The organism is Symmachiella macrocystis, assembly GCF_007860075.1.
Classification (GTDB): domain Bacteria; phylum Planctomycetota; class Planctomycetia; order Planctomycetales; family Planctomycetaceae; genus Symmachiella; species Symmachiella macrocystis.
The window spans coordinates 1-26,234 of record NZ_SJPP01000004.1; the positions used below are offsets into that span (position 1 = coordinate 1).

Sequence of the window (26,234 nt, forward strand, 5' to 3'; positions counted from 1 at the left end):
TGCAACAGCGGGTGAAACAGCCGGGACATCCCGTGCCTGTCTGTGATTTCGATAAGGTGTTGTCGAATTGGGAGATCGCATTGTTTTTGTACCCCGCCGGAACGTGCGTCACAACAATTCGGCGCCGAAAGCTGGGGGTGTCGAACGTTGAAAAACGTCTCTTTGTCGCGCATGCTGTTGACCAATGGATCAAAGGTTTTGGCACTCCCCTCCGGTTAACACAAAGCGAGACATTTCTGTTCACCAGAAATCGTGCGCGACACAGTCGATTTTGTCGCGCTAAGCCGATTTCGCATCGCTTGCCCTGCCCCGCTCTCTCCGTCACCTGCGCACGTTCCATGCTTTAGGTAGCGGCGTCCGTCAAATATCTCTTTGCACAAAGAGATATTGGTTCGAAGAGGGTTTCGAACGGGGAGACTACTGGCGTTTCCGAGATTCCGCCAAATCACCTTCCCGCAAGCGCGCGATTGATCTGTACGATGGCCTCCGCGAATTCTCGACGGGAATTCTCCAGTTCGCCAGGTCGCAGACTACACACGTATTCGAACCACCGTCCACGAATTGACTCGTAGCGCTCTTGGCGGACATGTTGCGCCTGCGCGATTGCGACTCTCAAGTCATCTGAAGGGTTGGATTGCTCAAGTCGGTGCTTCGCTGCGGCGATTGCGCGGTCGAGGGTCTCGAGGTACCGCACGTCATTGATGCCTGCGCGATGAGCTTCCCAGGCGAGTGTTGGAATCGGTTCGCCGAACTCGTCCGGATAGCTGACCTGGTGGTTGATGGCATCGGGATCATAAATCCGCTCATCAGGTGCATCTCGGTAGGCCCACGGGCTGGAGCCGAGATAACCGCAGGATTTGTTGTACAAGCCGGTGAAAGCTCGATACCAAAGCGGATAGATCGTCGCCGTGGTCCAATACGAGATGGGACGAAAACCCTTCTCTCGGGCGTACATGGCCGCAGAGTTGTCTTTGCCACCGAACACGTAAATGTTGTAGACGGGGCGATCGACGAAGTCTCTCGTTGCAAGTTGCGCCTTCGTGCTATTGATCGCGGTGAGCATGTGCAACCCCAATCCGGCTCGCCGCTCGGCTTCCTTACGGCATCGCTCGATCTGAGCCGGATTCCTCGGTTCATCGACCCCATAGTAATAGAGATCCTCCAAGCCGATCTTCTTGGCGTGTTCCACCTCACCTTGCGCCGAATCACCAGGCCAATGCATCAGGCAAGGTGCTCTGGTCATCCCAGCCCGTTTGGCCAGGGAAATCGTGGAGAAGCCGCCGTACAACGTTGTCGCGTTCAAACCGTGCCGTACCTGATCCTTTAGTTCCGCAAGGAACCGTTGCTCGGAAACATGCAAGAGTTCGGTGGGTTTGGCCGGGTTGTTGGGATAGTAAATGCCATAGTAGCCTTCGGCGGGAAGAAGTGTCAGAGGAAGCACTTCCAACTCGATCGGCAGATGCTGCAATCGCTCTTCCCCACCGTTGGCGCGAAGTATAATTTCGCCGCGATAGAGACCAGGGGGTGATTCAGGCGGCACGCGCACAGTCAGCCAGAACTGGCGGCTGTGGTGAGCCGGGATCCGCGTGACACAAACTCCGCCGCCATAGCCGCCTTGTTTGCCCCCCGGCGGAAGAGCCGTACGGTCGTCGCGAAGCAAGAGTTCGGGCACGAGAATTCGTCGGCGGCTGTGTCGAAACAGGGCATGCTTACGCTCGCGGACATGAACGACGCGCAGGTCAATCTCATCGGCCGCAAGCAGGACGCCGTCGGGACCGGCCAATTGATTGAGTGACACGCGAAACTCGTTCGTTGCATCAAGCATACGGACAGCAAACGTGGAGTTGACGTACTGGTTTGCCGCTCCCCAAAGTTGAACACGCTCCAGCACACGATCGCGTTTCGGTATCCAGTCGTAGAGCAGCTCTTCATAGGGAATTGACGACCCCACGATAAAACCTCGTACGCCGGCATCATTCTTCAGGAGAACATCGTCTCGATAAGTACGCAAAGCCCTCAAGACAGGCTTTTCGACCGGATCAGGAAGGGAGCCTCCTTCGGGTTGTAGATCGGCATCCAACGTGAAGAGTATCGCGTCGAGCATTCCACCGGGAACGGCCACATCAACATGATGCCGACCTTTGGTGATAGTGTACGTTCCTAAATGGGTCCAAACATATCGCGCGCCGCCCGGTCCGCCTTTCCCCTCAGCAAGAGATTGTTCGTCCACGAAAACTTCAACCTGACCGATTCCACCGTATTGGCGAGCCCATACGTGATATTTACCAGGCAGATCGAACGCGTGGACCCATGTCAATGATGCCGGCTTGCCACTGCGATTCCAGGCTGCGACCTCCTGCAAGGGTTTGGTCCCGTTGTAAGCCTGGCCCAGCGGATAAAATCCCCAAGCAGGCATGAGGGCGGCTCCGGTAGTCCAGACCGTATTTTCACCAGACTGTAACTCCGCAACCGGTTCAGCACGGTCCTCCGCGAAAGCCTCAGTGAGAAGCGAAATTGCAAAGACAGCTATGAACAGCGCAGATTTCATTGTGGGCATAGCATTCCTTATGCTAGTGAACTGATCACTCTCCTATTGAACAATGTAAGACATAAATAGTCCATTGGGCACGTGACGGTCTTTCGGATGTTCACGCAACTAACAGACTGGCAAGGAATGTCTTCTTCTGCTTGGCGACACTCCGACAAAACTTGGTTCATCAAGCCGTCAAATGCTCAATGTTTTTGGAAAGCCGTAAATTTGCCCCTGCTCTTGACACAGACTCCACGCTCTGAAAAACGGTTGGGATTTTCGAAATCCGCGTGATACAGCTCAACGACATTGCCGTACTCGCAAAAAAACTTTTCGAAAACTGGTAGAATTGTGTGTTTTCCCCGTAATCCGTATCGCTGCGAACACGCTTACTTTCGTAGAGGACGTGTGAATGACCGATCACACCGGCAAATTGGAGAATTACCGTGAATTGCTGGGGTTGCTGGGGCGTATGCAGTTGAGTGTAGAATTGATCGGCAAAGTCGATGTATCAGGTGTTGTCCAAGTGACATTGATGGAAGCCCACCATGGCGGATGGGAAAAACTTGCGGAGGATGATCGCGCCCCGTGGCTGCGGCTTGTCTTTGCCAACAACTTGTTGGACGAAATTCGCAAATATCGGACGCGAGCCCGCGACGTCGAGTTGGAACAATCCATTCAAGCGGCGGTCCATCAATCCGCGTCGAGGCTTAACAGATGGATGGTGTCGGAGCAAACATCCCCCAGCGAGAAGGCGGTTCGGGCGGAGAATGGTGTGCGGCTGGCAAGTGCACTCGCTTGCCTCCCATCCGCACAGAGACAAGCAATCGAGTTGCACCACCTTCAGGAGCTGCCACTGGAGGAAATCGGAAAGAGGATGAATCGTAGTAAGGGCGCAGTGGCCGCGCTGATCTTTCGCGGAACGACCCGGTTGAGGGAATTGCTGCGAACCGGAGAGGAGTAACGAAAATGGCGAGCATGCACGACTCCAAGTTTCTGGATAATCCCAAATTCGTATCTCGGCTAGTCGCCTGCATCGAGTCGCTCCAGCAAGGCGAGCCTTTCGACCGCGACTCGCTCTGCCGCGACTTCCCCGAGTATGCCGCTGACGTGGATGAATTTCTGCATGGCCAGAAAGATCTCAACAAGCTAGTGACTGATCTCGGCAGGCTGAGCGGCGATCCTTCTGTCGAAAAAACAGTCGGTGCAGATGGCAGCATTGATGAATACCGCATCGGTGAAACAATTCGCTTCATCGGTGAGTACGAGCTTCTCCAAGAGGTTGCACGTGGCGGCATGGGAATTGTCTTTAAGGCGCGACAGCAATCATTAAATCGTATTGTTGCACTAAAGATGATTCTGGCGGGGCGTTTGGCAGATGCATCAGAAGTTGAGCGGTTTCAACGCGAGGCCCAAGTCGCTAGTCGCATCAAGCATCCCCATATAGTTCCCATCCATGAGATTGGGCAGCACGAGGGGCGGCACTACTTCACGATGGACTTCGTGGAAGGGAAGAGTTTAGCGGAATAACTCCGTGAAGGATCACTCGCGCCGGACCAAGCTGCGGAAGTAATCCACAAGATCGCATTAGCCGTACAAGCGGCACACGAACATGGCGTGCTGCATCGAGATCTAAAGCCGGCGAACATCTTGATCGCACAGGATGGAATTCCTCATGTGACCGATTTTGGATTGGGGAAGGTGCTCGACTCGATTAACGAGGAATCACGCGCCGACCTGACAGCTTCCGGTGAGATTCTGGGGACTCCCAGTTACATGTCCCCTGAGCAAGCAGCGGGAACGCCCAAGGCGGTCGGGGTTCAGTCGGATGTGTACTCCTTGGGAGCGATTCTCTACGCCTGCCTCGCCGGCCGTGCACCGTTTGTCGCGAATTCACCGGTAGACACGCTGTCGCAAGTTATGCACCAGGAGCCAGTCGCTCCACGCATCTTGAATTCGTCGGTACCCAAAGACTTGGAAACAATTTGCCTGAAGTGTCTCGATAAGGCCCCCCGGAGACGCTACCAATCGGCCGAGGAATTGGCCGAAGAGCTCAAACGATTCATGGATGGAGAAACGATATTGGCGCGGCCAGTAAATCGAGCAGAGCGGTTGTGGCGGTGGTGCAAGCGCAAGCCCGGTGTGGCTGCGGCCTGGGCGACAGCCATAACCTTATTGCTCACGCTGAGCATCGGCGGGCCGCTGGTCGCCTATCAGCAGCGACAAATAGCCAAACAGCAACAGGACTTCGGAGCACAAGAGCATCAATTTGCGTTGCAACAAAAGAAAAATGCGGAAGAAGAACGCGCCTTGCGGTCACAGGCTGAATCGGCACGGGAAAGCGAAGCGGCAGCGCGGAAACTGGCGGACACCAATGCGGCGCTGGCCCAGACTGAACGAGATGCCAAGGCTCGGCAGCTGTACCTGGCCCACATGAACATTGCCCACCAGGAATGGCTCAATAGTCACGCCGCCAGAACGCGCGAACTGCTGGCGCTAAATATGCCGGAGCATACCTCTGGCGAAGACTACCGCGGCTGGAAATGGAATTATCTTTGGCGGCTTTCTCATGCTGAACTGAACGCGATTGAAACGACACCGCCCGAACTCAAGTCCTATCCGAACCAGCAAGACTTTCACCTCAGGCTGCTTTTTTCGCCTGATGGTCAATACTTACTGACGGCAGGCTATCGCGGCGAGTTGACGGTTTGGAACGCGGACGGGGCAAAAAAACTTAGATCCATACGTGCACATAGCGAAGCAATTAGCAGTATTGATGTCAGTTCAGATGGGATGTACGTGGCCACCGGCAGCGCCGACAAAACAGTCAAGTTGTGGAACGCAAGAGATTGGACTGTCGTACGCGAATTCTCCGGTCATGAGAAATCTTGGTACGGAATGGCATTGAGCCCTGAAGGGGACCGCATCGCGGTTGGAGACAAACAGATCGTGATCTACGACACGTCTGCAGGAAACGAAATCGTGCGATTGTCGGGGCATGGTGGTTCCGTCAAAGAATTGCGTTTTTCCAGTGACGGGCGACAGCTCGTTTCAAAAGGCATGCATGCCACCGGCATTTTGTGGGACGTGGAGACCGGCCGAAAGCTTCATCGATTTCCCTCAGTGGATACGATCAACATCAGTCCCAACGGAAACACGATCGTCACTGGATCCCGAGGTGGAGATGTTACATTTTGGCAAGCGGATTCCGGGAAAGAAATTGCCACCTTGAAAGAACACGCTGGAGCGCTAAAACGAATTCAATTTCGTGCCGACGGAAACCGCATGGCGACTACGGGAAATGACACCACAGTTAAGGTCTGGGATGTGCACTCTCGACAAGTGATCCACACATTTTACGGACACGACGGACCGGTCACCGACGTGGCGTTTTCGCCCAATTCCGATCACGTCGCTTCGTGCGGTTGGGATCTTGTCAGCCGCGTATGGGATACTGCGAGCCGGCACGAGTTGATGTGGACTGGCCCCAATCAACTCAACGGGATTTGTTTCAGCCCCGATGGAAAGTTCTTGTTGGCTGGAACCGGAAACAAACTGATGGTGTACGATGCCAACAGTCGCGAGCTTATATGGGAGCGGAAAGAAACTGGTTATTCTTCACAATGGTCGTTTCCGGCTCGATATGATGAAGCGGGCCACCTTATTGCCAGCGGGCGAAGTGACGGGTCGGTCAGTCCAGTCGCATCGTCTAACGATGGGTGATATCCAGCATCGAAGCTTGGAGTCCGACTGTTGATATCCCTCGAAGCCGCTAACTGCCACGACTGTTGTCGACCATTCGCACGTCGAGGGGAGCCTGTTCGCTGTTGAGAGAAGTGTGCGTGACCCGATTTGGTAACGAAAAACGGATACCTTGGTTTTCGAAAGCATGAAATACCGCTAGATTGAACTTTTCGCCAAACGCGAGGTAATCCCAGTAGTTCGGTGGGTGATACCAATAGATCACGCGAATCGTGAACGCAGTCGGCAGAAAATCCACAAAGTAGACGCGTGGCGGATAGTCGGGATTCATTCCTTCATGGTTGTCGAGCTGCTCCTGCAGAATTGCCACAGCAGCTTCGACCTTTTCGGAAGGGGTGTCCAAGGGAATGTGAATGTCGGTCACGCGCTTGATGCATTGGCGTCGTCCGACATTTTCAATGTCACTTCGAGCCAACTCGTCGTTAGGGATTGTGACTTGATGACTTGTGAGCAATCGAATTCTCGTTGAGCGTAGCCCAATATCTTCGACCACGCCGTCGTAACCTTTAATAACGATTCGCTCACCCACCCGAAACGGCTTGTCGGCCATCAGCATCAAGGTGCCAAACAAAGTTTTTAGCGTGTCTTGTGCTCCCAGCGCCAGCGCTAGGCCACCAATTCCAGCACTCGCTAAAAGAGTTCCCACCGGGATGCCTAAGTACTGTCCACCGACCATCAGCACGATGACCGCTAGGACAAGACTCGTTAACTTCGACGCAATGCGTATCAATTGTGCGTTGAGGCCCTGCCGATTGACTCGAGGAGACGCAATCACCGTCTCGGCAACACGGTTGGAGGCTGCAAAGACAACAACAATACCCGCCAGCGTGGCTGTCGCATTTGCACAGAAGCTAACAATGTAGAGAGGAGTTCCTCGGATCGTTAAATAATCACGTGCGAACCACTCAAAGAGTAAAGGCACCATCGTGGCGGCGACTGGATAGACAATTGTCAGGCAATAAGCCAGATTTCGGCGTCCGCGCGTGCGTTGTGTGATCACTAAATGCCATCGGTAAATCAACACCATGAAAGCGACCGTAATTAGCAAAGCGACAAGGAGAGCTGGCCATTTCCAATTCGTTAAGCCGAGAGTGCGGCCGAATCGCATTCCATCCGGCAAACGACGCACGATTGCAGCAACGAATGGGTTGTGCGGCGTAGACATGTACCATTTGTGCAAGTCTGGTGAGGTGAGTGGTCCATCGGTGCGATAGGGGCTTGCCTGGACGTCGCTAAAGTAATCGACTGCGCGATCAACAGTTCCAGTCGAGAACAAGTATTCATGTTTTTGCGGGCCTTCCTCGATGCGCGCAATCGTGATCCGCGTGCCAGGGACCCTCCAGATTGAGAATTGCTCGAAGCCACCGGCGGACTCGATTGCGGCTGTGTCGGGTATTTCGTCCCGGGACGGCAACTGATGGCGATCGAGAATCTCCTTCAAGCAGATTGCCGCCTCAGCGGCTCGCTCTTCGCGCTCGAATGCTGGAAGATTACTCGCATCGATGCAATCCAGAATCCGCGTTTCAACTGCTAGATGTTGCGGGTTTTTCGAATCAATGTAATGCTCAGTTAGAATTAGCTGGTGCAATTCATTGCAGGCGTCAATGAAACTCTTGAGCATCGAGCGTGGGCTTGACGTATCCGCAACCGTGGGCTCCATGCTTTGCTGTGCGTATAAGGGCGCAGAATGCAGAGAAAAACACACGAATGACAGCAACACTATCCCGCTAAATCGCCACTTCATGATTGATGCCATAGTTGAATCGCTTGCGCTCATTCTGCAACTAGAGGTTTTTCGACATTGTAGTTTCTCTCATCGTCGGAGCGAGATCGCGTCACCACGGAAAGGGAATATGGGACTCTGACGCTCCGCTCAGCGGAACTATCTTCACAATACGTGATTCGCCTTTGCAGTAGCAATATCCACCGGGGATTCTTTGAGCGATTACGTACAAGCCCCGGTGATTTGTCTGATTGCGCGGCCACGGAGAGGCGAATCAAGAATGCCGGACAACACCCTTGGTTGAATCCCACATGTTGTGAGGTTTGTAAGCCAAGCGGCATTGCCTTGGTCACCTCTCAAGCTGACTTCCGACCAGCGTAACCTCCGGCAGAATCATTAGAGTTGCCGCGCGACTTGCGCCTTGACGAACGATGCCAATCGGAGCGAAGTTCAGCTTCGTGGTTTCGTGGAACCCAGCACCCAAGGAACATTGGGAATAACTTGCCAAGTCTTGAAGCACGGGCACGCACAAATGACGCCTGACATCGCTGCGGCTCATGCCTAAGAACCGCTCGCTAAGTGACGTTTACGTTGCCATACGGCTAGCCATTGGATTCGGGTTTGCCTTGAGCGTGCAGAGATTCCTTAATTGTTTCCGTGAACGCTCGCGTTGCTACGGTAACCATGAGTCCAAAATATATTGTGCCGACAAACGCGAGGAAGACACTGATGCACTGCCCGATTCCGGTTTTGGGTGTGATGTCGCCAAATCCAACGGTTGACGATGTGATCAGTGGAAAATAGATCCCTTGCGAATAGGGGATGCCTTGACGCAGGCCGCACGGTGATGATGGCGGACTGAATCCCAGCATCCCCAATACCCAAACAAGGAAAACGCCACCGACAACAACAAGAAAAGCGACAGTTGACCATGCCGGATGAAAGCCCGAAATGCCCATCACAATCAAGGTACAGCACAAGACTGTAACAATGGCCAACGGGATGTCCCAGTACCATTTCATGACAAGTGCTCAGTACGCGCAAAAAGGCATTGCTGTGTTTCAACAAGTTCCACGACGACTCTTTTAACAATCTCCAGGTTGACGTCCAACTTAAAGATGCTGCCCGGATTAATATCGCCTTCTGCAAGTGTAGGCCCGGCAGACCGACGTAGGTTGCACAGCCCACGAATTAGGATAGTTCAGCGGATCGTCCCAAAAAATCGTGGCGACTGAAACACATTGAAAAACGACCGATTTGTCAAAAAACGTTGCCCGTTAGGTTTTTGACACTTGCCGACTGTCCAACGTATATCGAGACAATCATTCGTCGCCATGGTTCTTGGCCACAAGCATTTGATTCCGCTAAGATTGTCATCCATCGTCGCCGATTTGGTGCATCACAATCAGCACGATTCCGAAGACTACAGATGAATCTCAAATCAAAGATCGAACTGCCATGAAACACACTCTCATTCTCTTCCTCGTTCTGCTGCTGACTCCGCTGGCCCCGATCCAGGCTGCTGAAACCTTCCTTGTCGAAGACGGACAACCGCGTGCGGAAATCATCGCGGACAATCCTCAGCGATCCGTGCGACTCGCGGCTCAGGAATTGCAGGACTACGTGCTGAAGATATCCGGCTCGAAGCTGCCTCTGGTCACGCAGCCGAGTGAAAATGCAACGAAGATCTTTGTGGGCCGCAGCCCCAACACGGATGCCCTGAAACTCACGCCCTTTGAATTGAAGTACGGCGCGTATCGCATTGTGTCGGGCAGAAACTGGCTCGCTTTTCTGGGCGATGATACTGACTTCGTTCCGATTGAACCTTGGGCGAAGAACAACAATCACCGGGCCAGCGGCTGACTGCAGTCTGAGTGGGACAAGTTCACCGGCCATCAGTGGGGTGTGCCCAATGGTGGGATGTATAAGAATCGCCTCCGGCTACCGGGTGCCATCGGCTCGTTTCGGGTACATCCTGCGAGCAGAAACAGTAGCGGCTGGAAAACCCGTCCCATCTTGATAGATTCCCTTCAAATACTGCGGATTCATGGGGGTGTTCAAAACTATTGATACACCGCTGAGACGCTCGCCACACCCGGTTGAAGGGCCGAAATGAGCCTTCCCAACGCATTGACCATCGCTGGTCCTCAAAGCCTGCGCAGATTACCGCTTCGATTTTACGCGCGGGCTGTTAACCAACTTCCAAACAGTTCGAAGAGGGTTGGTTACGTTTCGAGCCACCGTGACGGACTCGAAATTTTGTAAACCCTTGCTACTACTGGGTTTTAAAAAACAGTCCCAAAGAGCATGGTTACGAAGAGGGTTTGACACGGGGAGGCTCGAATCAGGCTACTGCAGGGATAGCATTTTGACCTCTTTAACGTACACTGGGCACTGCATGGTACTGATGCGAGTTGAATCGGGAACTGTACCGGGAATTTCACCAGAACAACGTTCTTGCGATCACGCGGTGCGAGCGAGGCCACATGTCACCGGATGAGTCAACAATGAGTTCACAGCCGGTTGTACTTTTGACAGGGGCCACAGGCTATGTCGGAAGTCGACTGGTTCCGTTGCTGGAACAGCGAGGTGTCGTTCTGCGATGCCTAGCACGAAGTCCTGAAACACTTCGGCAAAAGGTGTCCGCATCCACCGAAGTTGTCCAAGGCGATGTGCTGGACAAGAAATCGCTCGAATTGGCTCTTGCTGGTGCGGAAACGGCTTACTATCTCGTCCATTTGATGGCTTCTTCGGCCGACTTCGAGGCAAATGACCGTAAAGCCGCAGAATACTTTGGCTCCGCCGCCCATCAGGCGGGCGTTAAAAGAATCATATATCTGGGTGGACTAGGTGACGAAACTGATCCCAAACTCTCACCACACCTGCGCAGTCGGCATGAGGTGGGTCGAATTCTGAGGGAATCTGGAGTGGAAACGGTTGAGTTCCGGGCCTCTGTCGTGGTGGGAGCAGGGAGTCTCTCATTTGACATGATCGGTTCCCTCACCAACCGTTTGCCTATTATGCTCTGTCCACGGTGGTTGGCAACACCGACGCAGCCGATCGCCGTTGATGACGTTCTGAGCTACCTTTTGGCTGCTTTGGATTTGCCACACGGCAAAAGTCAAATTTTCGAAATTGGCAGCGCCGATGTCGTGACGTATGGCGACTTAATCCGTGAATATGCCCGTCAACGGGGTTTGCGCCGATTGTTGATCTCCGTCCCGGTGCTCACCCCCTACTTGTCGAGCTTGTGGCTGGGATTGGTGACTCCGGCCAATGCAGAGGTGGGTCGTCATCTGATCGAAGGATTGAAGAATCCCACAATCGTGCGAAACAAGACTGCGTTGGAAGTGTTTAATGTGCGTCCTCTGGGAATTGGAGAGGCAATTCGAAGAGCCTTGCAAAGTTGTGACGAATACTCGTCAATGGCGATTAAATGAACGACACGAGACTCAACATTTACTTGAACGATCACTTAGCTTTAATGGTGGGCGAAATCGATGTGGCGGCACGCTGTGCGTCCAGCAACCGCGGGACTCCATTGGGAGACTTTTTGCATCGATTGGAAGTTGAGGTCGAGGCTCAAAAATCGATTGTCAGCAATCTCATCCGACGAGTGGGGGGAACAGAGAGCTCCGTAAAGAAGGGAGCAATGTGGTTGGCTGAAAAACTGGGACGGTTCAAATTGAATGATTCGCTGCTGAGTTATTCTGACCTCAGTCGAGTCATCGAATTAGAAGCGTTGGCTGCGGCTGCTCAGGAACGGGTCGCTCTGTGGGACACGATGAATGCCGTTGTAACCAGTGACGAGCGGTTCGCTGGAATCACGTTCTCTTTTTTCCTTGATCAGTCTCAACAGCATCTCAACGAAATCTGTACCCGGCGAAGATACGCTGCCACGCAAGCGTTTTCTTGAACCGAATTCCGTCTGTTTCCCACCAAGCACATTCTGGTCGAACCAGGGGTGAAACTGAAAGCGGTGGATCTTCCAGCACGAATTCGTTCACAAAGGCAGATCGGCTTGAAGCGGGGACTGTTCGGAGCGACTCCGCTGTGGTCCATCGAATACTTTGCGAATGGAATGCCACAAAAAACAGCCCGAAAGAGAATGGTTACGAAGAGCGTTTGGTAGGGGAGTTGGCCTCCGTTAAAGGAGCCCTAGGTCACTTGGGAATGGGCGTGTATCACCACTTCCACGTCGCTTCGCGAACATGCTGAGGCACGTAGTTGTCCTGGAATGATGCCCGGAAAAACAGTTCTTGCAGATTTGATACAAATCGCACGCCAAGCATCATGATTTGGTAGAACGGCATCAACGGAAACACGGCACAGATGAGGCTGTCGCGGCGGAGATTGTCCGAGTAATAGGCCAGCGTGCACACCTGCAGCAACTCGAATAGGGCGGCCAAAACATAGATCGTCAAGCTGACGTTGAGGAGGTCGTTCGAAAAGGTAAATGCTAAATAGATACTGTAAAAAAACAGTGCAATTGGACAGGCAAATTGTGTGATGAATGCCTCCGTCGCAACCATTGCGTTGGAGAGCGAATGGTTTTTTTTCCAAAATTGAAACATGCCGGCGTGCTTCCGCATATAGTTTCTGACGACGGCGCCCTGTTCCCAACGCAATCGCTGCTTGATCAAGCTCCAAAGCGTTGTTGGCATATCCGTAAAGCATTGAGCAAAACGCGTGAACTCGATGCGGTACCCGCTTCGCAGCACGCGGAGCGTCAAGTCAAAGTCTTCTGGGGGACCGACGTCCCAGGCACCACTGCGATCCATTGCTTCGCGGCGAATTGCAGCAAATGCTCCCGACGCGATTGCCAACACCCCGAGTCGCCGCGCTACCTCGCGCCCGACAACGATGCTGTGCATGTATTCGTAGGATTGCATCCACGTCACCAGATTGTCCCAAGGGTTTCGCGGAAGAATGCTCGCAGACACGACTCCCACGCGCGGATCTTGAAACGGTTGTACGATTTCCCACAACGCATTGGGGCCTAACGATGAATCCGCATCGACGCAGACAATGATTTCGCCTCGTGAGTAGTTCAGCCCGAAGTTCATCGCTGAGGATTTTCCGCCACGATGTGGGCGGGCCAAAACGGTGACATCTTCGTGTGTTTCGGCGAACTTGTTGGCGACGCCTGACATGTTATCTGTCGAACCATCGTCGACGACGACAAGTTCCAATCGCGGATAGCTACCATACAGCGATTCCAATGTGCCATGGATTGTTTCGCCTTCGTTGTAACCGGCAACGATGACCGTCAGCGACGGGCAATGCGTGAAACGCGTCCTCAACGTTCCGTTCAGAGTGCGCCAAGCGTGCCCGGTCACATCGATTGTCAACACAATCACGCGAGCGACGGCATACCGTGGGCCGTCCAGCAGCATGAAACCGGCCATGAGCGTCATCAACTCGATGGCATGGTGGCCGCGAATCCAGTGATACCATTGCTCAAGCATCGATGGAAGACTCTCGCAAGGTGAGGTTCAAGGCGATTCGACACAGTCACTCTGGGAAATAGACGCGTGCTGTGGAGATGCACCGCGACGAGAGTGATAGGCGACCAGACTCTCGACCACGCTTTCGGAGGCCGGGAAACGATAATTGCATGCGAGGCAATGTGCGATGTGTTCGAGTTCCGCTGCGGACCATTGGCAATCCAAACACCGGTAGGGGCCGGTCAGGTACTCAAAATCAGAGCCAACAATTAGGTTCACCGTCCGGCATTTGGGACAGGTGATCCGGCCGTCATTGTCGAATGCATCAATTCGTGCGACGTGTGCGCAGGCAAAATGATGAATGAGCCGTTCATTGGTCACGCACCCTGATCCACACGACGCACAGCCAAATCGAAAGGAGGGCAGCGCACGACATTTTGGGCAGACTTGCACGCTGTCCAACAACACTTTTTGGAGGGTTCCATCATCCTGCCACGCGCGGAGCATTGGAGACGGGACACCGTAGTTGAATTTGAGCGATTGGGGATCAAAAACGGGAGTGAGGAATCCGCTATCTGCCAAGGCGGTCGTCGCTGGCGACGGTGCATCCATCCAGAGGTCCATCGCCCGGTTGGCGGGTGACGCGTCATGGGGTAGGGCTGTGTTCTCATTGGCGACAAGCCGTTGTCCCACCATTAGTCGCGCACGTAATTCTTTGGCGTCGAATGGCTTGCTAATGAAGTCATTGGCGCCCGCCTCTAAGGCACGAGCAAGGTCATCGGAACTGGAGCGGCTCGTCAATATCAAGATGTAGACATCGGAAGCGGACCGGTGTTGGCGAACGGCACGACAAACGTCAATACCGTCGAGCTTAGGCATATTCCAGTCGATAATCGCCAGTCGAGGGCGGCGTTCCGAGAGGAGTGCTCGACAGGACTCCTCACCGTCGTCCACGCTCTGCACGTCGAACCCCCATTTTTCTAGGGAGGCATTTAACAAATGCCGGCAGATGGGGTCGTCGTCTGCGATCAAAATATCAGTGTGCTGGCACTGGTCCGCGGCTACCATGATTTCAACTCCGATATGTCTTTCAGGGCAATCGACGACTTTGGCAAACGGACCTGCGCCCCTGAGCGTACGCCGATCGCTTCGAACACTGTGTGGACCGGGCGCAACTCGATCGCGATTAACTGTTCGTGTGGAGCGTAGAATGTTTCGATTTGCGCCGGAGCACGTGAGAATTCATCAGCGACTCGTTCCACAACGCAAGCGATCGTTTCCGTATGTGGCCGAATCTCGATGTTGACCGTGTCCCCAATGGCGAAACGGTCGCGAGCTGCTTGTGGGAGGAAAAGCTTGACGTACTCGGACTCCTCTTCGACGATCGAAAACAGCGCATCGCCTTGTTTGGCGAATTCCCCCGTCCGTAAGTCCCACTTGGTGAGCCGTCCATTGACGGGTGATCGAACCTCACATTGGCGTATCAATTCCTCAATCCGAGTCGACTGGGCCTGCAGCGAATCGATCCTTGCAAGAATCGGGTCGATATGGTCGGTAGACATGCCGGCTTTGACCGCGCCTTCGGCGCGGGTGCGCCACGCCTGAAGCGCATCGCGGCGTTTCTTTATTTTTTCATCGGCGCCTTGCCGTTCGTAGAATAACTCTTCGTATTGATCGGAAGTCAGCACGCCGCTTTTGTGCAGTCCTTCTGCACGCGCTAATCGTTTCTCCATTGCTTTTTGATCGGCGACTTCACTTTCCAGACGCGCCCAGGCTTCGTAGTAGTCCGCAATCGCTTCGTCATTCTCCAGTTGTTGATTCCGCATCTGCCAATTCATTTTTGCTGTTTCCGCCGACAATCTGGCTTGTTCAATTCCCAACTCGTCGCGCGTCTGTTCCAGCTGGTGTTCAAGTTCGACGTTGTTGATTGTGAGAATCAACTGTCCTTGTCTCAACGTTTCTCCCAAGCGGGCATGAACCGACTGTACGGTGCCCTGTATCGGAGCCGAGACTTGCACGCGATGACTGTCGACAATGCCATAGGCGGAAAACCGAAAAAATGTCGACCAGACTTGCCAACTGCCAAAGCCAATCATTCCCAGCAGCAATAGCCCGGTCAGAAGGCGTCCCCTGGGGCGTACGGGCGTCGGGTGCGCATCCGCCTGGGGCTGAGGGGAATTTTCCGCAGTCTGCTTGGGAATTGCGGTCCCTGTGTATTGATAACCCCGAAACTGGGGTGCCGAGTCCGGTGGATTCGGGGGAGCCGCCGCCGAATCTTCGTTTTCGCCGAGCTTTTGCCGACGACGCATTTCGGTGTAAAGCTCCATTTCCTCAAGTACTTGATCAATATCCGGTTTTTGAATCATGCTTCGCGATCCAGGGTGAGGCTGACGACGTGTTGGCCGGCGGGAGGGCAAATGATGCAAGCTAGCGGAGGGCGCTCCATGATTGTTCATCGGAAACGGCGACTAATCGCAATAGGATTCCAGTCGGCTTATCCCAACGGATCAAATTATCGTTCCATTTCGGAGGGAACATCCCGCACATACGTCGTATCGTAAGGCTCAAAAGAACATACGTAGTGACTCAATAACCCGATACCAGCGGAACAACTGTTGTCAGCCACACAAATCGCACGACGGACCCAAGAGTTACGACGGGATCCCCAGCAAATAGTCACGTTGAAATGGGGGGGCCAAGATTTGGCGAGTGTATTTTTTGCCCGGCGGCGTTGGGACGCTGAATTCAGTTTTACTTGGTAATGAATGCCGACGGCGTCCACTCTCGTGGTATGAACTCGGCATTAGTCTAATGAGGCAGCGTACTGATCAATTTGTTGGATGGCTTCTTTAATTGCGCGATAGATACATTGTGCGTCGCCGATCTGAGCTTCCTCAAGATGTTCCATCTGCCGCGTGGTCGCTGCCAATTTATTTGCGCCGATGCTCCGGGCTGCCCCCTTCAATTGATGTGCAGCCAGCAGGGCAGCTTCGAGGTTTTGGTTTTCAATAGCGCCCCGTAGATCGGAAAGATATTTTTCCCCGCCGGCAACAAACATCTCCAACAGCTCCTTGGCAAGTTGTACGTCACCCTCGACCCGGGCTAACAACTCCTCATATTGAACGACCGCCAGGTCACAAAACGCATCCTTGCGGTTTTCTTTGTAAACGTGGGAAGATTCAGTGATGTTGGCGACTGCTTTTCGCAAAACATGAATATCGATCGGTTTTTCTAAGCAGGCATCCATGCCGGCATTGAGGCATCGCGCTGTTTCGCGTTCCCCCTCTTGGCCGGTCATGGCAATGATGTTCACCCGACGATTTCTTGTGCATTCCCATTCCCGAATCTCGCGTGCTGCAGAAACCCCATCAAGAACCGGCATTTGGATGTCCAAAAGCACAATGTCAAATTCGGTACGTTGAACAGCCGCTACTGCCTTGGCACCGTTGTCGACGACCGTTACCTGGTGCCCATGTTTTTGTAAAACCTCCAGGCCCACACACCTGTTCACAGGATCGTCGTCGGCCAGTAGTACACGCATGCTGCGAAATGTAAGGGCGTCGGAGATTGTATGGTGATCGGTTTCCAAAGAAGCGGACTGGCCAGGCGACATTTCGAACCGCGCGGTAAAGCTGAACAAGCTTCCGTGTCCGAGTTCGCTCTTTGCGAGAAGTTCCCCGTCCATGAGTTCAACCAATTCCTTGCAGATCGACAAACCCAGACCGGATCCACCATAAGAGATGGCAGTGGAGCGGTCGGCTTGCATGTATCGTTCAAAAATGTGCGGCATTTTCTCCTCTGCAATGCCGATTCCCGTATCGCTGACAGAAAACTCTAAGAGGACTTCTGAATTCATTGTTTTCTTGATGCAAACCGATAATACGATGCGTCCACGTTTCGTGAATTTGAATGCGTTACCCAGCAAATTGGCCAACACCTGCTTGAGGCGATGGGCATCGCCGGTTAATACATTGGGAACGTCGTGGTCGATATGGCAGCTCAAGTCCAATCCGTTTTTAAGTGCGAGATGCCGGAATGGCAACAGCATTCGTTCCACCTGCCCACGCAGCTCAAATGCCGCCAATGCCAACTGGAATTGATGCGATTCCAGTTTGGAATAGTCAAGAATGTCATTCAGCAGCGTCAGTAGCGTCTCCGACGAGGATTGTGCCGCTTCCAGGTATTCACGTTGCTTGCCTGTTAAATTGGTTTCCAAGGCCAATTGGGTCATGCCTACAATTCCATGCATAGGATTGCGGATTTCGTGGCTCATTATTGCCAAAAAGTCACGTTTAGCCTGCTCGGCCTTGGCTAGTTTTGGATTCTGTTGTTCCGAGTTGGCTTGCGGTGACTGCTCTTGCGACAAAACTGCAGTTGGCAATGCAAGCTGAGCGTCGTTTGTTGTGGATTCCAAAAGAGACGCCAGTGCGTCTTGAATGCATTCGCTACACCCCTGAGCCAATTGTTCAGCGTGCAAGGGCATTGATAAACGGTTCCGCGACGTCACGCAGAGCACGGCAAACACTCGATCGCTTTGCATCACGGGAGATACGACCGCTCCGCCAATCAATGATTGAATCTCGAATCTTTGCAACTCGGTGATATCGAAACTCAATACCTGTCTACGGTCGGCACAGACGTGGGCGAGCCGATCTTCGTGCGCTTGCCAAGCCAACTCAATTCCACGTGGAACGGGGATTGCACCTACCGCCAGCCGCGACATGGGCGATGAATCATGCAAAACCAAAAGTGAGACACGATCGACTCCCAATACTTCACGTAACTGATTCACATAGTGCGTGATCAGGTTTACGGGACTGTCGCCAGCAGCTTGGGTGACTGTTTGGATTTTTGCGATCGCGTCGCCGATTCGTGTCCCAAATTGTTGCGCTCGGTTGTTTCTATTTCGGATTCTTAACTCGGACAGGCAATCTATTATCTCTGTTGTGAATCCTGGTTGTTGCGGTGATGCAACATCCATCGAAAATCCGTTGGTCGCCACAATCACATCGAAGTCGCCACCAGCGTCCCCCAGGCGAGTGAGATACAATTCGTTCACCTTCCGGCGGTCGCACGTCGTCAAGCATCGGAAAAGTGCGCTTTCACGGAGTTCGCGTCCGCTCAATATTAGGTGTGGTTGAAATCTGAGTTGCTCGTACAATTCATGATCGACCGTAAGTTTGCGGCGGGATGCCTGCGAGAGCCCTCGGCTCCGGACGGGTAAGTCATCAATGGGGTTCGACTCGAGAAGTACCGCGAAGCCCTGCTGCTGATCGGGAATTAGCCAACGCAGAAATTGCCGAATAGATTTATCAAAATCGTTTTGTGATAAGAGTTCGTCTAAGAGCCTGCGATTTACATCTTGGCGTTTTTCCAAAGGCGATTCATGACATGATTGCTTCAGGAAAAGTCCCCGGTAGCGGCAAAAGGCATCACGCGCGCCGTCGGTCCACCGTGCACGCATCACCGCCCATAATCTGCGCAACAATTTGTTCGACGCAGAATATGCACGACTTGCAGGCAATTTATCACGGGTCTGATTGTCACCGACTTGACGCATCTTGACCGTTCACTCCAAGTGAAATCAACAATTGTGAGCTTATAGATCTTCCGTAAAAGAATATGTTGGAAAATGTCAACGTGCCGCGAGCATGTTTCTGAAATGCGACATTCATGACCGGCTAAAAACTAAAGTGCCGAAAGTGTCGGTTGGGTCGCTCGTACAGATTGTATCAAATCTGACAACTTCGCTTGTGATCAGGAACATCGGACATTTTTACAAATCCCAGACGCTCAATAATTATCCCATACTGCCCGTTCGTAGCATGAAAGATGACGAATTGGAAACGCGTGAATTCCACCGACGAGTTTGTGGCGACGACGGATTAGCAAAACGACATGTCACTGGTGTCTCTACCCGATTCCGGTTTCGGGTTAACGGATTCGCCCCAAGGCGAATTGAGTTGTTGACTTGAAGTTAACCATTTAGAATCGATGTCGGTCCGCAATTATTCTTTTCAGTTGCGTTCCTATCGAAACGTCAAATGGAATCCAGCCAAGGCATGCGGTTAACAACGCTAGCCGATCGAACAAATTTGGGGTAATGAACTCAATGCGTATTTCGCGAGGCAATCTCTGGATTGGTTTACTGGCAACGCTCGTCGCCTGCGCAGTACATCAAAAAACCATCGGGGCACCGGAGGCGAAATCACCAGAGACAAACGCTGCGAAGAAATATGATCCAATAAAGTACGATCTTGTTATCTACGGAGCCACACCAGGCGGTGTGGCGTGCGCGGTCAGGGCTGCCCGCGAAGGTCTCAATGTCCAATTGGTCAGTCATACGAAACACGTCGGCGGAATGTTAACCAATGGGTTGAGCACGATGGACACGCTGTACAACGGCGAACGCGCACCGATCTATGACGAACTCCGGGGGCGGATTTACGCGTTCTACCGCGAGAAATACGGGCCGGAATCATTGGCATACCAAGCAACACAGCCCGGCCACCCTAAAACACGTTATGAGGCGCATGTCGTAGAGCGATTGATCAGTGAACTTCTTGCGGCGGAGCCGCGAATTTCACTGGTCACGGGATATTATCCGGTGGCTGCAAAGCGTGAGGCATCGCTACTACGGTCCGTCACGTTTCAACAACTCGATGGAAACCAAGAGTGGACGGTTTCTGCCAATGTATTCGCCGATTGCTCGTACGAAGCTGACTTGGCAGCCGTAGCAAAAGTGCCCTATCGAGTAGGTCGCGAGTCTGGGGATGAATTTAACGAGAGGCATGCCGGCGTGATTTACATGCGTCGCGCGACTTGGCCACCGTTGAATGCTGACGATGAAGACTTTGTTTTGAGTCGTCGGCTTAACTTGTACCGCTACAACGAGGGATACGAGATGATCGAAGGCGCGAGTACAGGGGCCTCACATCCGGCAGTGCAAGGGTATAACATGCGCACTGTCATTACCAATAACCCTGCCAACCGTGTCGAAATCAAAAAGCCGCAAAACTACGATCCTGAATCGTATCGCAAGTTCGGCTACGGGAAACCACAACGGCCCGGACTGAGTATGCCGAATCAGAAATTCGGCCTGAATGAACCGAAACTCGTCGGTGAACAAGATCCGTATGTCGAAGGCGACTGGGCGACCCGACTCGCAGTGATCCAGGAACACAAACAGGCGACACTCGGGCTGTTGTATTTTCGTCAGCATGATCCAGCCGTCCCAGCATCGATTCGCAAACAATGGCAAGAGTACGGATTGCCGCGCGATGAATTTGCAGACAACGGACATATGCCCTACGAGATCTACGCGCGCGAGACACGGCGAATTCAGGGACGCGCCGTTTTCACAGAAAACGATGCTCAACTCGCGCCCAAGCTACGTCGAACTCCCGTACATGCGGACAGTATTAGCATTACCGAATGGTTCCTGGATTCACACGCGTGTACCCCGCGGCAAGTCGACGGCAGCGAACTTGAGGGAATGGTCATGCTGAAAAATCAAACGTTCCCTGGCCAAGTTTCGTATCGCACTATCCTGCCGGAGGGAATCGACAACCTGCTTGTCCCGGTCTGCCTTTCATCCTCCCATGTCGGTTGGGGGACGATCCGGCTTGAACCGACCTGGATGAGCATTGGAGAATCCGCTGGTCATGCGGTGGTGCTGGCAAAGCGGCAAGGTGTGCATCCCGCACAGGTTGACGATAACGCCTTGGTCCGCCATTTGGCAGAACAACATGTGATGATTTCGTTTTTCAATGATGTCGAAGGGCATGCGAACGCGAACTGGTATCCCGCGGTGCAATATCTCGGCGCAAAGGGCTATTTTGCGACGTATGACGCCCGGCCTGCTGAATTGTTGACAACCACTCTGGCCGACGCATGGATCGAGCGGCTTCGACACCAAGTTCAAGGGCACAAAGAGAATCCGACGATTGCTGCTCAGAAGGTTTTAGCAGACAAACAAATGCCCGGGCTGCCGATCACCGCACGTGATTTTGTCGAACGGTTGGCGAAAGTCGTTGCCGACACAAAGTTGGGCCCGAATTGGGTGCTGAAACGGTTGTCAGATTTAGAAATCTCTCCGGACAAATCGATCAATCGCGGCGATGCATGTCGTTTGATATTCGCCGTGGAGGCGATTTAGGTCGAAGACGACGATTCGAAAAACATCCTCACTGAGTTTCCACTGGCGTTAAAACGAGAAAACCCCCCAACGTGGCGGAACGTGGGGCTTTGTTCGAGGCCTATTTCTTGATCGCAAACAACCCGCAATCAGCCTTCACAAACCGCGAGTCTTCGCCCTCGCGTTGGATGTCGCGGAGTATAGCAGCATAAAGCGTCTCAGGCGACGTCTTATCGCCGGGGCTGGTCCAATTTTCCATGGCCGCCATCCGCTCGATCAAGCCTCCTTTAGTTTGATTTTTCGGTGACGACACGGGCAGTTCTCCGATTGCGAACAATTGACGTATACACTGGGGCAACAACCAAGGTCGAATGAAAAGTAAAAGGGACCGACACAACAATGTTGTTGGGCCAATCGTTTGACAGAAACCATTTGAATTGAATGCACGAATTCTCAATCCGCTTAGCAACGAAACAGGCGACAATTAGCGTTCGATGGCGATTCGATTATCCAATAATATTTGTATTCGGTAGCGAATGATTGAGCTGGTTGATTCCCTGTCGACTGAGATTTGTATGCGAAACATCCAAAACTCGGAGCTGAGGCATTTTTTGAAAATGGGCAATCGATTCATCACTGATTTTTGTGCGACTGAGGTAGAGTTCGGATAGACCTAGTGGGATCAATGCGGGGAGATCATCATTTGAAATCCCGCTCCCGCGCGCGAACCCCACATTGATGGCGCGATGTTGGTAGTTTTCGACAATAGAAACGCCTAGCTGATCAAAGTGTTTTTTGGTGATAGGGTCCATCCTCTGAAACAGTGCTGTACGGTTGGGACCGCCTGCAGTATCACCATCCGCCGTCGCAATGAATGGTGATTGGCCGAATCCAAGGATCGGGTAGAAGATAAAACCAAGACAGGCAAGCCCCCATCCAAATCCTGACCCTTTGCCAAAGGCTCTAGCAATGTCGACCGAAACGACAAAAAAGACCACAACATTCACCAACGGGATCATTAACAATATGATCCACCACAGGGGCCTTTGGGCGACCCGAAGCAGAAGAACAATGTTGTAGATCGGAATGAAGGCTCCCCACCAGGGCTTGCCAGCCTTGGAAAATGTCAACGCCAGGCCAATGAGTTCGAAGATACAAAGTGCGATGAAAATGATTTCGACGCTTTTGCTGCCGGTTCCGCTAGTGCTCTGTGCAAGCACGAGCGATTCATGGGATTGGTTCATGGCATAGCCTTACTTATGTGTGTTGAGAAGTGTCTCTTCGTCGCCCGCTGATACGTAGGCAGTCAGCTGCCGAGTGCTCAGGGTCTGAGCCATAAGTTGGCGTGATCTCATGTGAGATGATTGAGTTCCGACACGCTGTCCGACAAACTGGCAAACGAGGGAAACACAACAATGCGAAATCGTGTTATCGAGCCGATGCGAAACCAAATGCCGGCACTCGGACGGAACACCTCCTGTGCAATCTGCCGTCCTTCCTTGACCCTGAAAATTGACTGCCTCACGTCGTGACGAAACAGCCGGATGAGAACCCGGTCCGAGTATTGGCTCATTCTTAATGCGGCCGCCTCGAAACGGGCAATGTCGATCACATTTGCCGCGACATTCTGACAACGAGCGTTGCGGGTAAGATAAACGACAAATTGCAAAGCGTCGTCTCGATGTTTGTGGCATCCTTGCGGGCAAAACGTTTCGGAGTACGTTGAAAATATTTGTCCGAACGATTTGCCGAGTGCGCGACAGGTATAAGGCAGCAGGCTGCGCACCTCATCGGCCCGTTTTCTGCGCAACGATTGAGCAAAACATTCGATTTGTTGAACTGACACCGCGGTAAGCTGAACCGCCTCCACCGTCGATAATCCCAAAGTTACGGACGTGTCGTCGGGATCAGCTAGAAACTCCGCGCGCAACGTCGCATCGGTGTATAACTTCGCCAAAGCTTGTTGCAATTGCTCTAAACCCATTGACGTTGTGCCTTGCCAATATGCCGCACCCTTTTCAATTCGTCTATCAGATTCTCAAAAGGGGGCAGATTCTTATCTCGCTCAAGAATAACACCCTGGACCGTGAACCGTTCCAGCACCTGTTCCATCAGTGACCAGACTTCCGCAGGCGCCGGTTGTGAATGGCTGTCGATCAACGTACCGTCGTGCCAGTGCCCTCCCGCGAAGTGCAATTGCACGATCCGCTCCATAGGTAGGCGATCTAAAAATGCAAGCGCGTCGAAGCAGTGATTGGTTGAATTGGTAAATAGATTTGTGACATCGAGTAGCAATCCGCAGTCGGTCCTCTCTAAGACTTCAGTGAGAAAGGCTGCTTCATCCATTTCGGAGTACGGAAACTGGACGATGTAAGTAATGTTTTCCAAGATCAACGGCGTGTCGATCCGGCTGCGCACGTGATCGATGTTGCGGCAGAGTGTCTCTATCGATTCATGAGTGGTTGGGAGTGGTGAGAGATGCCCAATCGGCACGCCGCCGGCACGTGTGAATGCGATGTGTTCACTCCACCACGGGGGCTGGAGATGATTGATTAACTCCGCCAATTTGTTGAGATAGTCCTCATCAATACCTTCGGCACTTCCGAGAGAAAGATCGAGTGTATGGGGAATGATCGGAAAATGGTTGGCCAATAGATCGAGTTCACGTCGTTTTTCACGGGAGGCGTCGAGATAATGATCTGCGACGATTTCGACGAAATCGACATCCTCGCGATGCAGAAACAATTCGCTGAGGAAAGGCTCGCGAAACCCGATCCCGACGCCTAAGTTTGGAAATTCAGCGAAACGCGACATTGCCATAACTCCTGTGTTATTAATCACCACACCCACCGCAGCCGCCTCCGCCCCCTCCACACCCGCCGCCGCAGCCACCACTGCCACCGGCGGCAGCTTGTTTGAACATATCGTGAAAGGATGAGTATGCTGTCCCCTCTAGAATCGTGACGCCAAAGATACCCATCGTCAGCAGAAGCGCGGGATCGGGCTCACTGGTTGCATTGATCCCTTCGGATGCCTTCACACGATCCTGCAGCTTACCAAAAGCAAGTTGCAATTCCTCAAGATACCGTTTCCCACGTTGCGAGAGCCGCGGAAGCTGGCAGATTGCGGCAAGTACAAGGAGCGAGATCGCACCAATTGCAATCAAAAACCCCACATTCGTTCGTCCAGCTGACAATGCTACCGCGAGCTTGAATCCGCCTAGCCCCACAATGATCAGACCGCCCACGAGAAAGGTGGGGACATCGAATTTCACTTGTGATGACGAGGTCAGGAGTTGGGATTGTTCGAGCTCGTCCTGCCAGTCTTCAAAATAGGAATTCAGTTCGTTAGGCAACGATTTGAATATCTCGCCCGCAGCGAGTGGAGAGGAGAAGTAGTCGAATACTTCTCGCCGCATTGCCGAAAGGTGACGAGGAGAGGGATGGTCGGCGGCGCGCTTGATCTGCGAAGGTTGGGTCTCGAAAACCAGAATTTTCTTTGCTTCGTTCAGAACCAAGTAGCCTCGTTGGATCAGGTCGAAAATCAATAATCGCGTGACTTCATTTTCACCTCCCCGTAAAAACGCAGCTTTATAGGGACCCGGATTTTCGGGAATCTTGGGGAGAGGCAAGTCTCTTGTTGAATCCCGGTTATGAACCCTCCACCAACAACCCACAAGCGTACTCGTAACAACAACTCCATAGATCACGAGAAATTGCGGACCGGGCATGTTCACGATTGCAAATGGCAAATGCATGATGGTTACCCCAACATCTAGATCGTATCGATGAGTTCGGCCGCCCGATGAACGGTCCGCATGAAGGAATCGTAAAGTTGTTTCAACTCATCCGTGGTCAATTCTAAATCGCCACGCCGTAGCGACAGGCACTTAAGCACCGGCCCGACATCGAGTCCGAGTATTTCGGCTCGTTCAAAGACTTCTTCGTTGTTCGCAGGTGTCGTTCCCGTTTTCAACTCGACGAGCACTCTGAGGCTAATAACGAATGATGCGACCCCTTGGATCAAGGTTTTTTCAACTCGCTCAAAATAGGGTGCTTGTTGCAAGTAAAAGTGATGCAGGCGAAGCATGAGGTTCTTGATTTCCTGCTCGCAACGCAATCGCAGATGATCGTGCGAAATCTGCAAATTGGCAAGCACGTCCCGGCCCTGCAATAGACGGTGGCGACGCTGCATACCGAGAAACTTTATCGGAAAGACGTCGGTTGACCGGCGCAATTCGTCTTCGCTGAGCAAAAGTACCGCCAGGCCAAATTCCCGGCATCCCACCTGAACAGGTATAGCAGCCTGATCGAGCAGTTCGACCGAGACAGCTTTGAGTACGACCATGACATTGACGGAAGTATTCTCTGGTGTGAAATCCTCACCAACAAATCCGCCGTAAAGCACGATCGAGATGATCTGATCACCGAGCGTGCTCTGCATCTTCTCACAGAACTGGTCCAAACCGGATTGAACTGCCGCCGGCAACTGACCGTCCAAAGATTCATTTGAGGCCATTGAGTCGACCTTTCGTAGGATGGACTTGAGAATACAACGTCCCGTTTTTACGCTTTTAATGATGCTGGCCTGTGATTTCGATAATGTATTGACGAAGTGAGCGATCACATTTATTTT

Annotated in this window: 20 protein-coding genes and 1 pseudogene; 8 read left to right on the top strand and 13 right to left on the bottom strand. The window is 52.7% G+C overall.

The genetic code is table 11. The annotated features are described in order from the left end of the window. The coding region (locus tag CA54_RS29925; protein ID WP_231963225.1) for a hypothetical protein at positions 1 to 347 on the top strand (347 nt) is incomplete at its 5' end. Between the two features lie 98 nt (positions 348 to 445). Here CA54_RS29925 and CA54_RS27455 read toward each other — a convergent pair. Continuing rightward, positions 446 to 2,557 carry a hypothetical protein gene (locus CA54_RS27455; protein WP_146374225.1) on the bottom strand — a complete coding sequence of 704 codons (2,112 nt, stop codon included), beginning with the start codon at positions 2,555 to 2,557 and terminating at the stop codon, positions 446 to 448. A gap of 385 nt (positions 2,558 to 2,942) precedes the next feature. On the opposite strand from CA54_RS27455, the gene CA54_RS27460 reads away from it, so the two are divergent. The 3 genes and pseudogenes from CA54_RS27460 (at position 2,943) to CA54_RS30285 (ending at position 6,253) form a co-directional block, all read left to right on the top strand. Further along, positions 2,943 to 3,494, top strand: a complete 552-nt coding sequence (locus tag CA54_RS27460; RefSeq protein ID WP_146374226.1) for an RNA polymerase sigma factor — start codon at positions 2,943 to 2,945, stop codon at positions 3,492 to 3,494. A gap of 14 nt (positions 3,495 to 3,508) precedes the next feature. Beyond that, positions 3,509 to 5,971: pseudogene (locus CA54_RS27470) on the top strand (protein kinase domain-containing protein); the annotation flags it as partial. 33 nt (positions 5,972 to 6,004) lie between these two features. Further along, positions 6,005 to 6,253 carry a hypothetical protein gene (locus CA54_RS30285; protein ID WP_390817713.1) on the top strand — a complete coding sequence of 83 codons (249 nt, stop codon included), beginning with the start codon at positions 6,005 to 6,007 and terminating at the stop codon, positions 6,251 to 6,253. Positions 6,254 to 6,302: 49 nt separating this feature from the next. Here the strand turns inward: CA54_RS30285 and CA54_RS27475 are convergent, their stop codons facing one another. Beyond that, positions 6,303 to 7,913 carry a mechanosensitive ion channel family protein gene (locus tag CA54_RS27475; RefSeq protein ID WP_197532894.1) on the bottom strand — a complete coding sequence of 537 codons (1,611 nt, stop codon included), beginning with the start codon at positions 7,911 to 7,913 and terminating at the stop codon, positions 6,303 to 6,305. Positions 7,914 to 8,617: 704 nt separating this feature from the next. Then, a complete protein-coding gene (locus CA54_RS27480; RefSeq protein WP_146374230.1) occupies positions 8,618 to 9,037 on the bottom strand; it encodes a potassium channel family protein in 420 nt (139 codons plus the stop codon). 436 nt (positions 9,038 to 9,473) lie between these two features. On the opposite strand from CA54_RS27480, the gene CA54_RS27485 reads away from it, so the two are divergent. From CA54_RS27485 to CA54_RS27495, 3 genes are all read left to right on the top strand, one after another. After that, positions 9,474 to 9,878 (top strand): hypothetical protein, encoded by a 405-nt coding sequence (locus tag CA54_RS27485; RefSeq protein WP_146374231.1) that lies wholly within the window; start codon positions 9,474 to 9,476, stop codon positions 9,876 to 9,878. A gap of 644 nt (positions 9,879 to 10,522) precedes the next feature. Next, positions 10,523 to 11,455 (top strand): NAD(P)H-binding protein, encoded by a 933-nt coding sequence (locus CA54_RS27490; RefSeq protein ID WP_146374232.1) that lies wholly within the window; start codon positions 10,523 to 10,525, stop codon positions 11,453 to 11,455. Then, positions 11,452 to 11,931 (top strand): hypothetical protein, encoded by a 480-nt coding sequence (locus tag CA54_RS27495; RefSeq protein WP_146374233.1) that lies wholly within the window; start codon positions 11,452 to 11,454, stop codon positions 11,929 to 11,931. Before CA54_RS27490 ends, CA54_RS27495 begins: the two co-directional genes overlap by 4 nt. A gap of 268 nt (positions 11,932 to 12,199) precedes the next feature. On the opposite strand, the gene CA54_RS27500 is transcribed toward CA54_RS27495, so the two are convergent. From CA54_RS27500 to CA54_RS27515, 4 genes are all read right to left on the bottom strand, one after another. After that, a complete protein-coding gene (locus CA54_RS27500; RefSeq protein ID WP_146374234.1) occupies positions 12,200 to 13,483 on the bottom strand; it encodes a glycosyltransferase family 2 protein in 1,284 nt (427 codons plus the stop codon). Between the two features lie 27 nt (positions 13,484 to 13,510). Further along, a complete protein-coding gene (locus CA54_RS27505) occupies positions 13,511 to 14,530 on the bottom strand; it encodes a response regulator (protein WP_146374235.1) in 1,020 nt (339 codons plus the stop codon). Beyond that, the gene (locus CA54_RS27510) at positions 14,524 to 15,828 is read right to left on the bottom strand and encodes an HlyD family secretion protein (RefSeq protein ID WP_197532896.1); all 1,305 of its coding nucleotides are present in this window, start codon (positions 15,826 to 15,828) and stop codon (positions 14,524 to 14,526) included. Before CA54_RS27510 ends, CA54_RS27505 begins: the two co-directional genes overlap by 7 nt. 437 nt (positions 15,829 to 16,265) lie before the next feature. Next, positions 16,266 to 18,512 carry an ATP-binding protein gene (locus tag CA54_RS27515; protein WP_197532897.1) on the bottom strand — a complete coding sequence of 749 codons (2,247 nt, stop codon included), beginning with the start codon at positions 18,510 to 18,512 and terminating at the stop codon, positions 16,266 to 16,268. A 1,062-nt stretch (positions 18,513 to 19,574) separates the two neighbouring features. On the opposite strand from CA54_RS27515, the gene CA54_RS27520 reads away from it, so the two are divergent. Next, entirely contained in the window at positions 19,575 to 21,620 is a 2,046-nt protein-coding gene (locus tag CA54_RS27520) for an FAD-dependent oxidoreductase (protein WP_197532898.1), read from the top strand. Between the two features lie 100 nt (positions 21,621 to 21,720). Here the strand turns inward: CA54_RS27520 and CA54_RS27525 are convergent, their stop codons facing one another. The 6 genes from CA54_RS27525 to CA54_RS27550 form a co-directional block, all read right to left on the bottom strand. Continuing rightward, entirely contained in the window at positions 21,721 to 21,912 is a 192-nt protein-coding gene (locus CA54_RS27525; protein WP_146374239.1) for a hypothetical protein, read from the bottom strand. Positions 21,913 to 22,105: 193 nt separating this feature from the next. Beyond that, complete coding sequence (locus CA54_RS29635; RefSeq protein WP_197532899.1) at positions 22,106 to 22,843, bottom strand: DUF5684 domain-containing protein; 738 nt, start codon at positions 22,841 to 22,843, stop codon at positions 22,106 to 22,108. Positions 22,844 to 22,950: 107 nt separating this feature from the next. Further along, entirely contained in the window at positions 22,951 to 23,583 is a 633-nt protein-coding gene (locus tag CA54_RS27535) for a hypothetical protein (RefSeq protein WP_146374240.1), read from the bottom strand. After that, positions 23,574 to 24,413 (bottom strand): DUF692 domain-containing protein, encoded by an 840-nt coding sequence (locus CA54_RS27540; RefSeq protein WP_146374241.1) that lies wholly within the window; start codon positions 24,411 to 24,413, stop codon positions 23,574 to 23,576. Before CA54_RS27540 ends, CA54_RS27535 begins: the two co-directional genes overlap by 10 nt. Before the next feature lie 19 nt (positions 24,414 to 24,432). Next, positions 24,433 to 25,329: a TIGR04222 domain-containing membrane protein gene (locus tag CA54_RS27545; RefSeq protein WP_197532900.1), complete on the bottom strand. Its 897-nt coding sequence runs from the start codon at positions 25,327 to 25,329 to the stop codon at positions 24,433 to 24,435. A 44-nt stretch (positions 25,330 to 25,373) separates the two neighbouring features. Further along, positions 25,374 to 26,225, bottom strand: a complete 852-nt coding sequence (locus CA54_RS27550; protein WP_197532901.1) for a hypothetical protein — start codon at positions 26,223 to 26,225, stop codon at positions 25,374 to 25,376. Positions 26,226 to 26,234 lie beyond the last annotated feature (9 nt).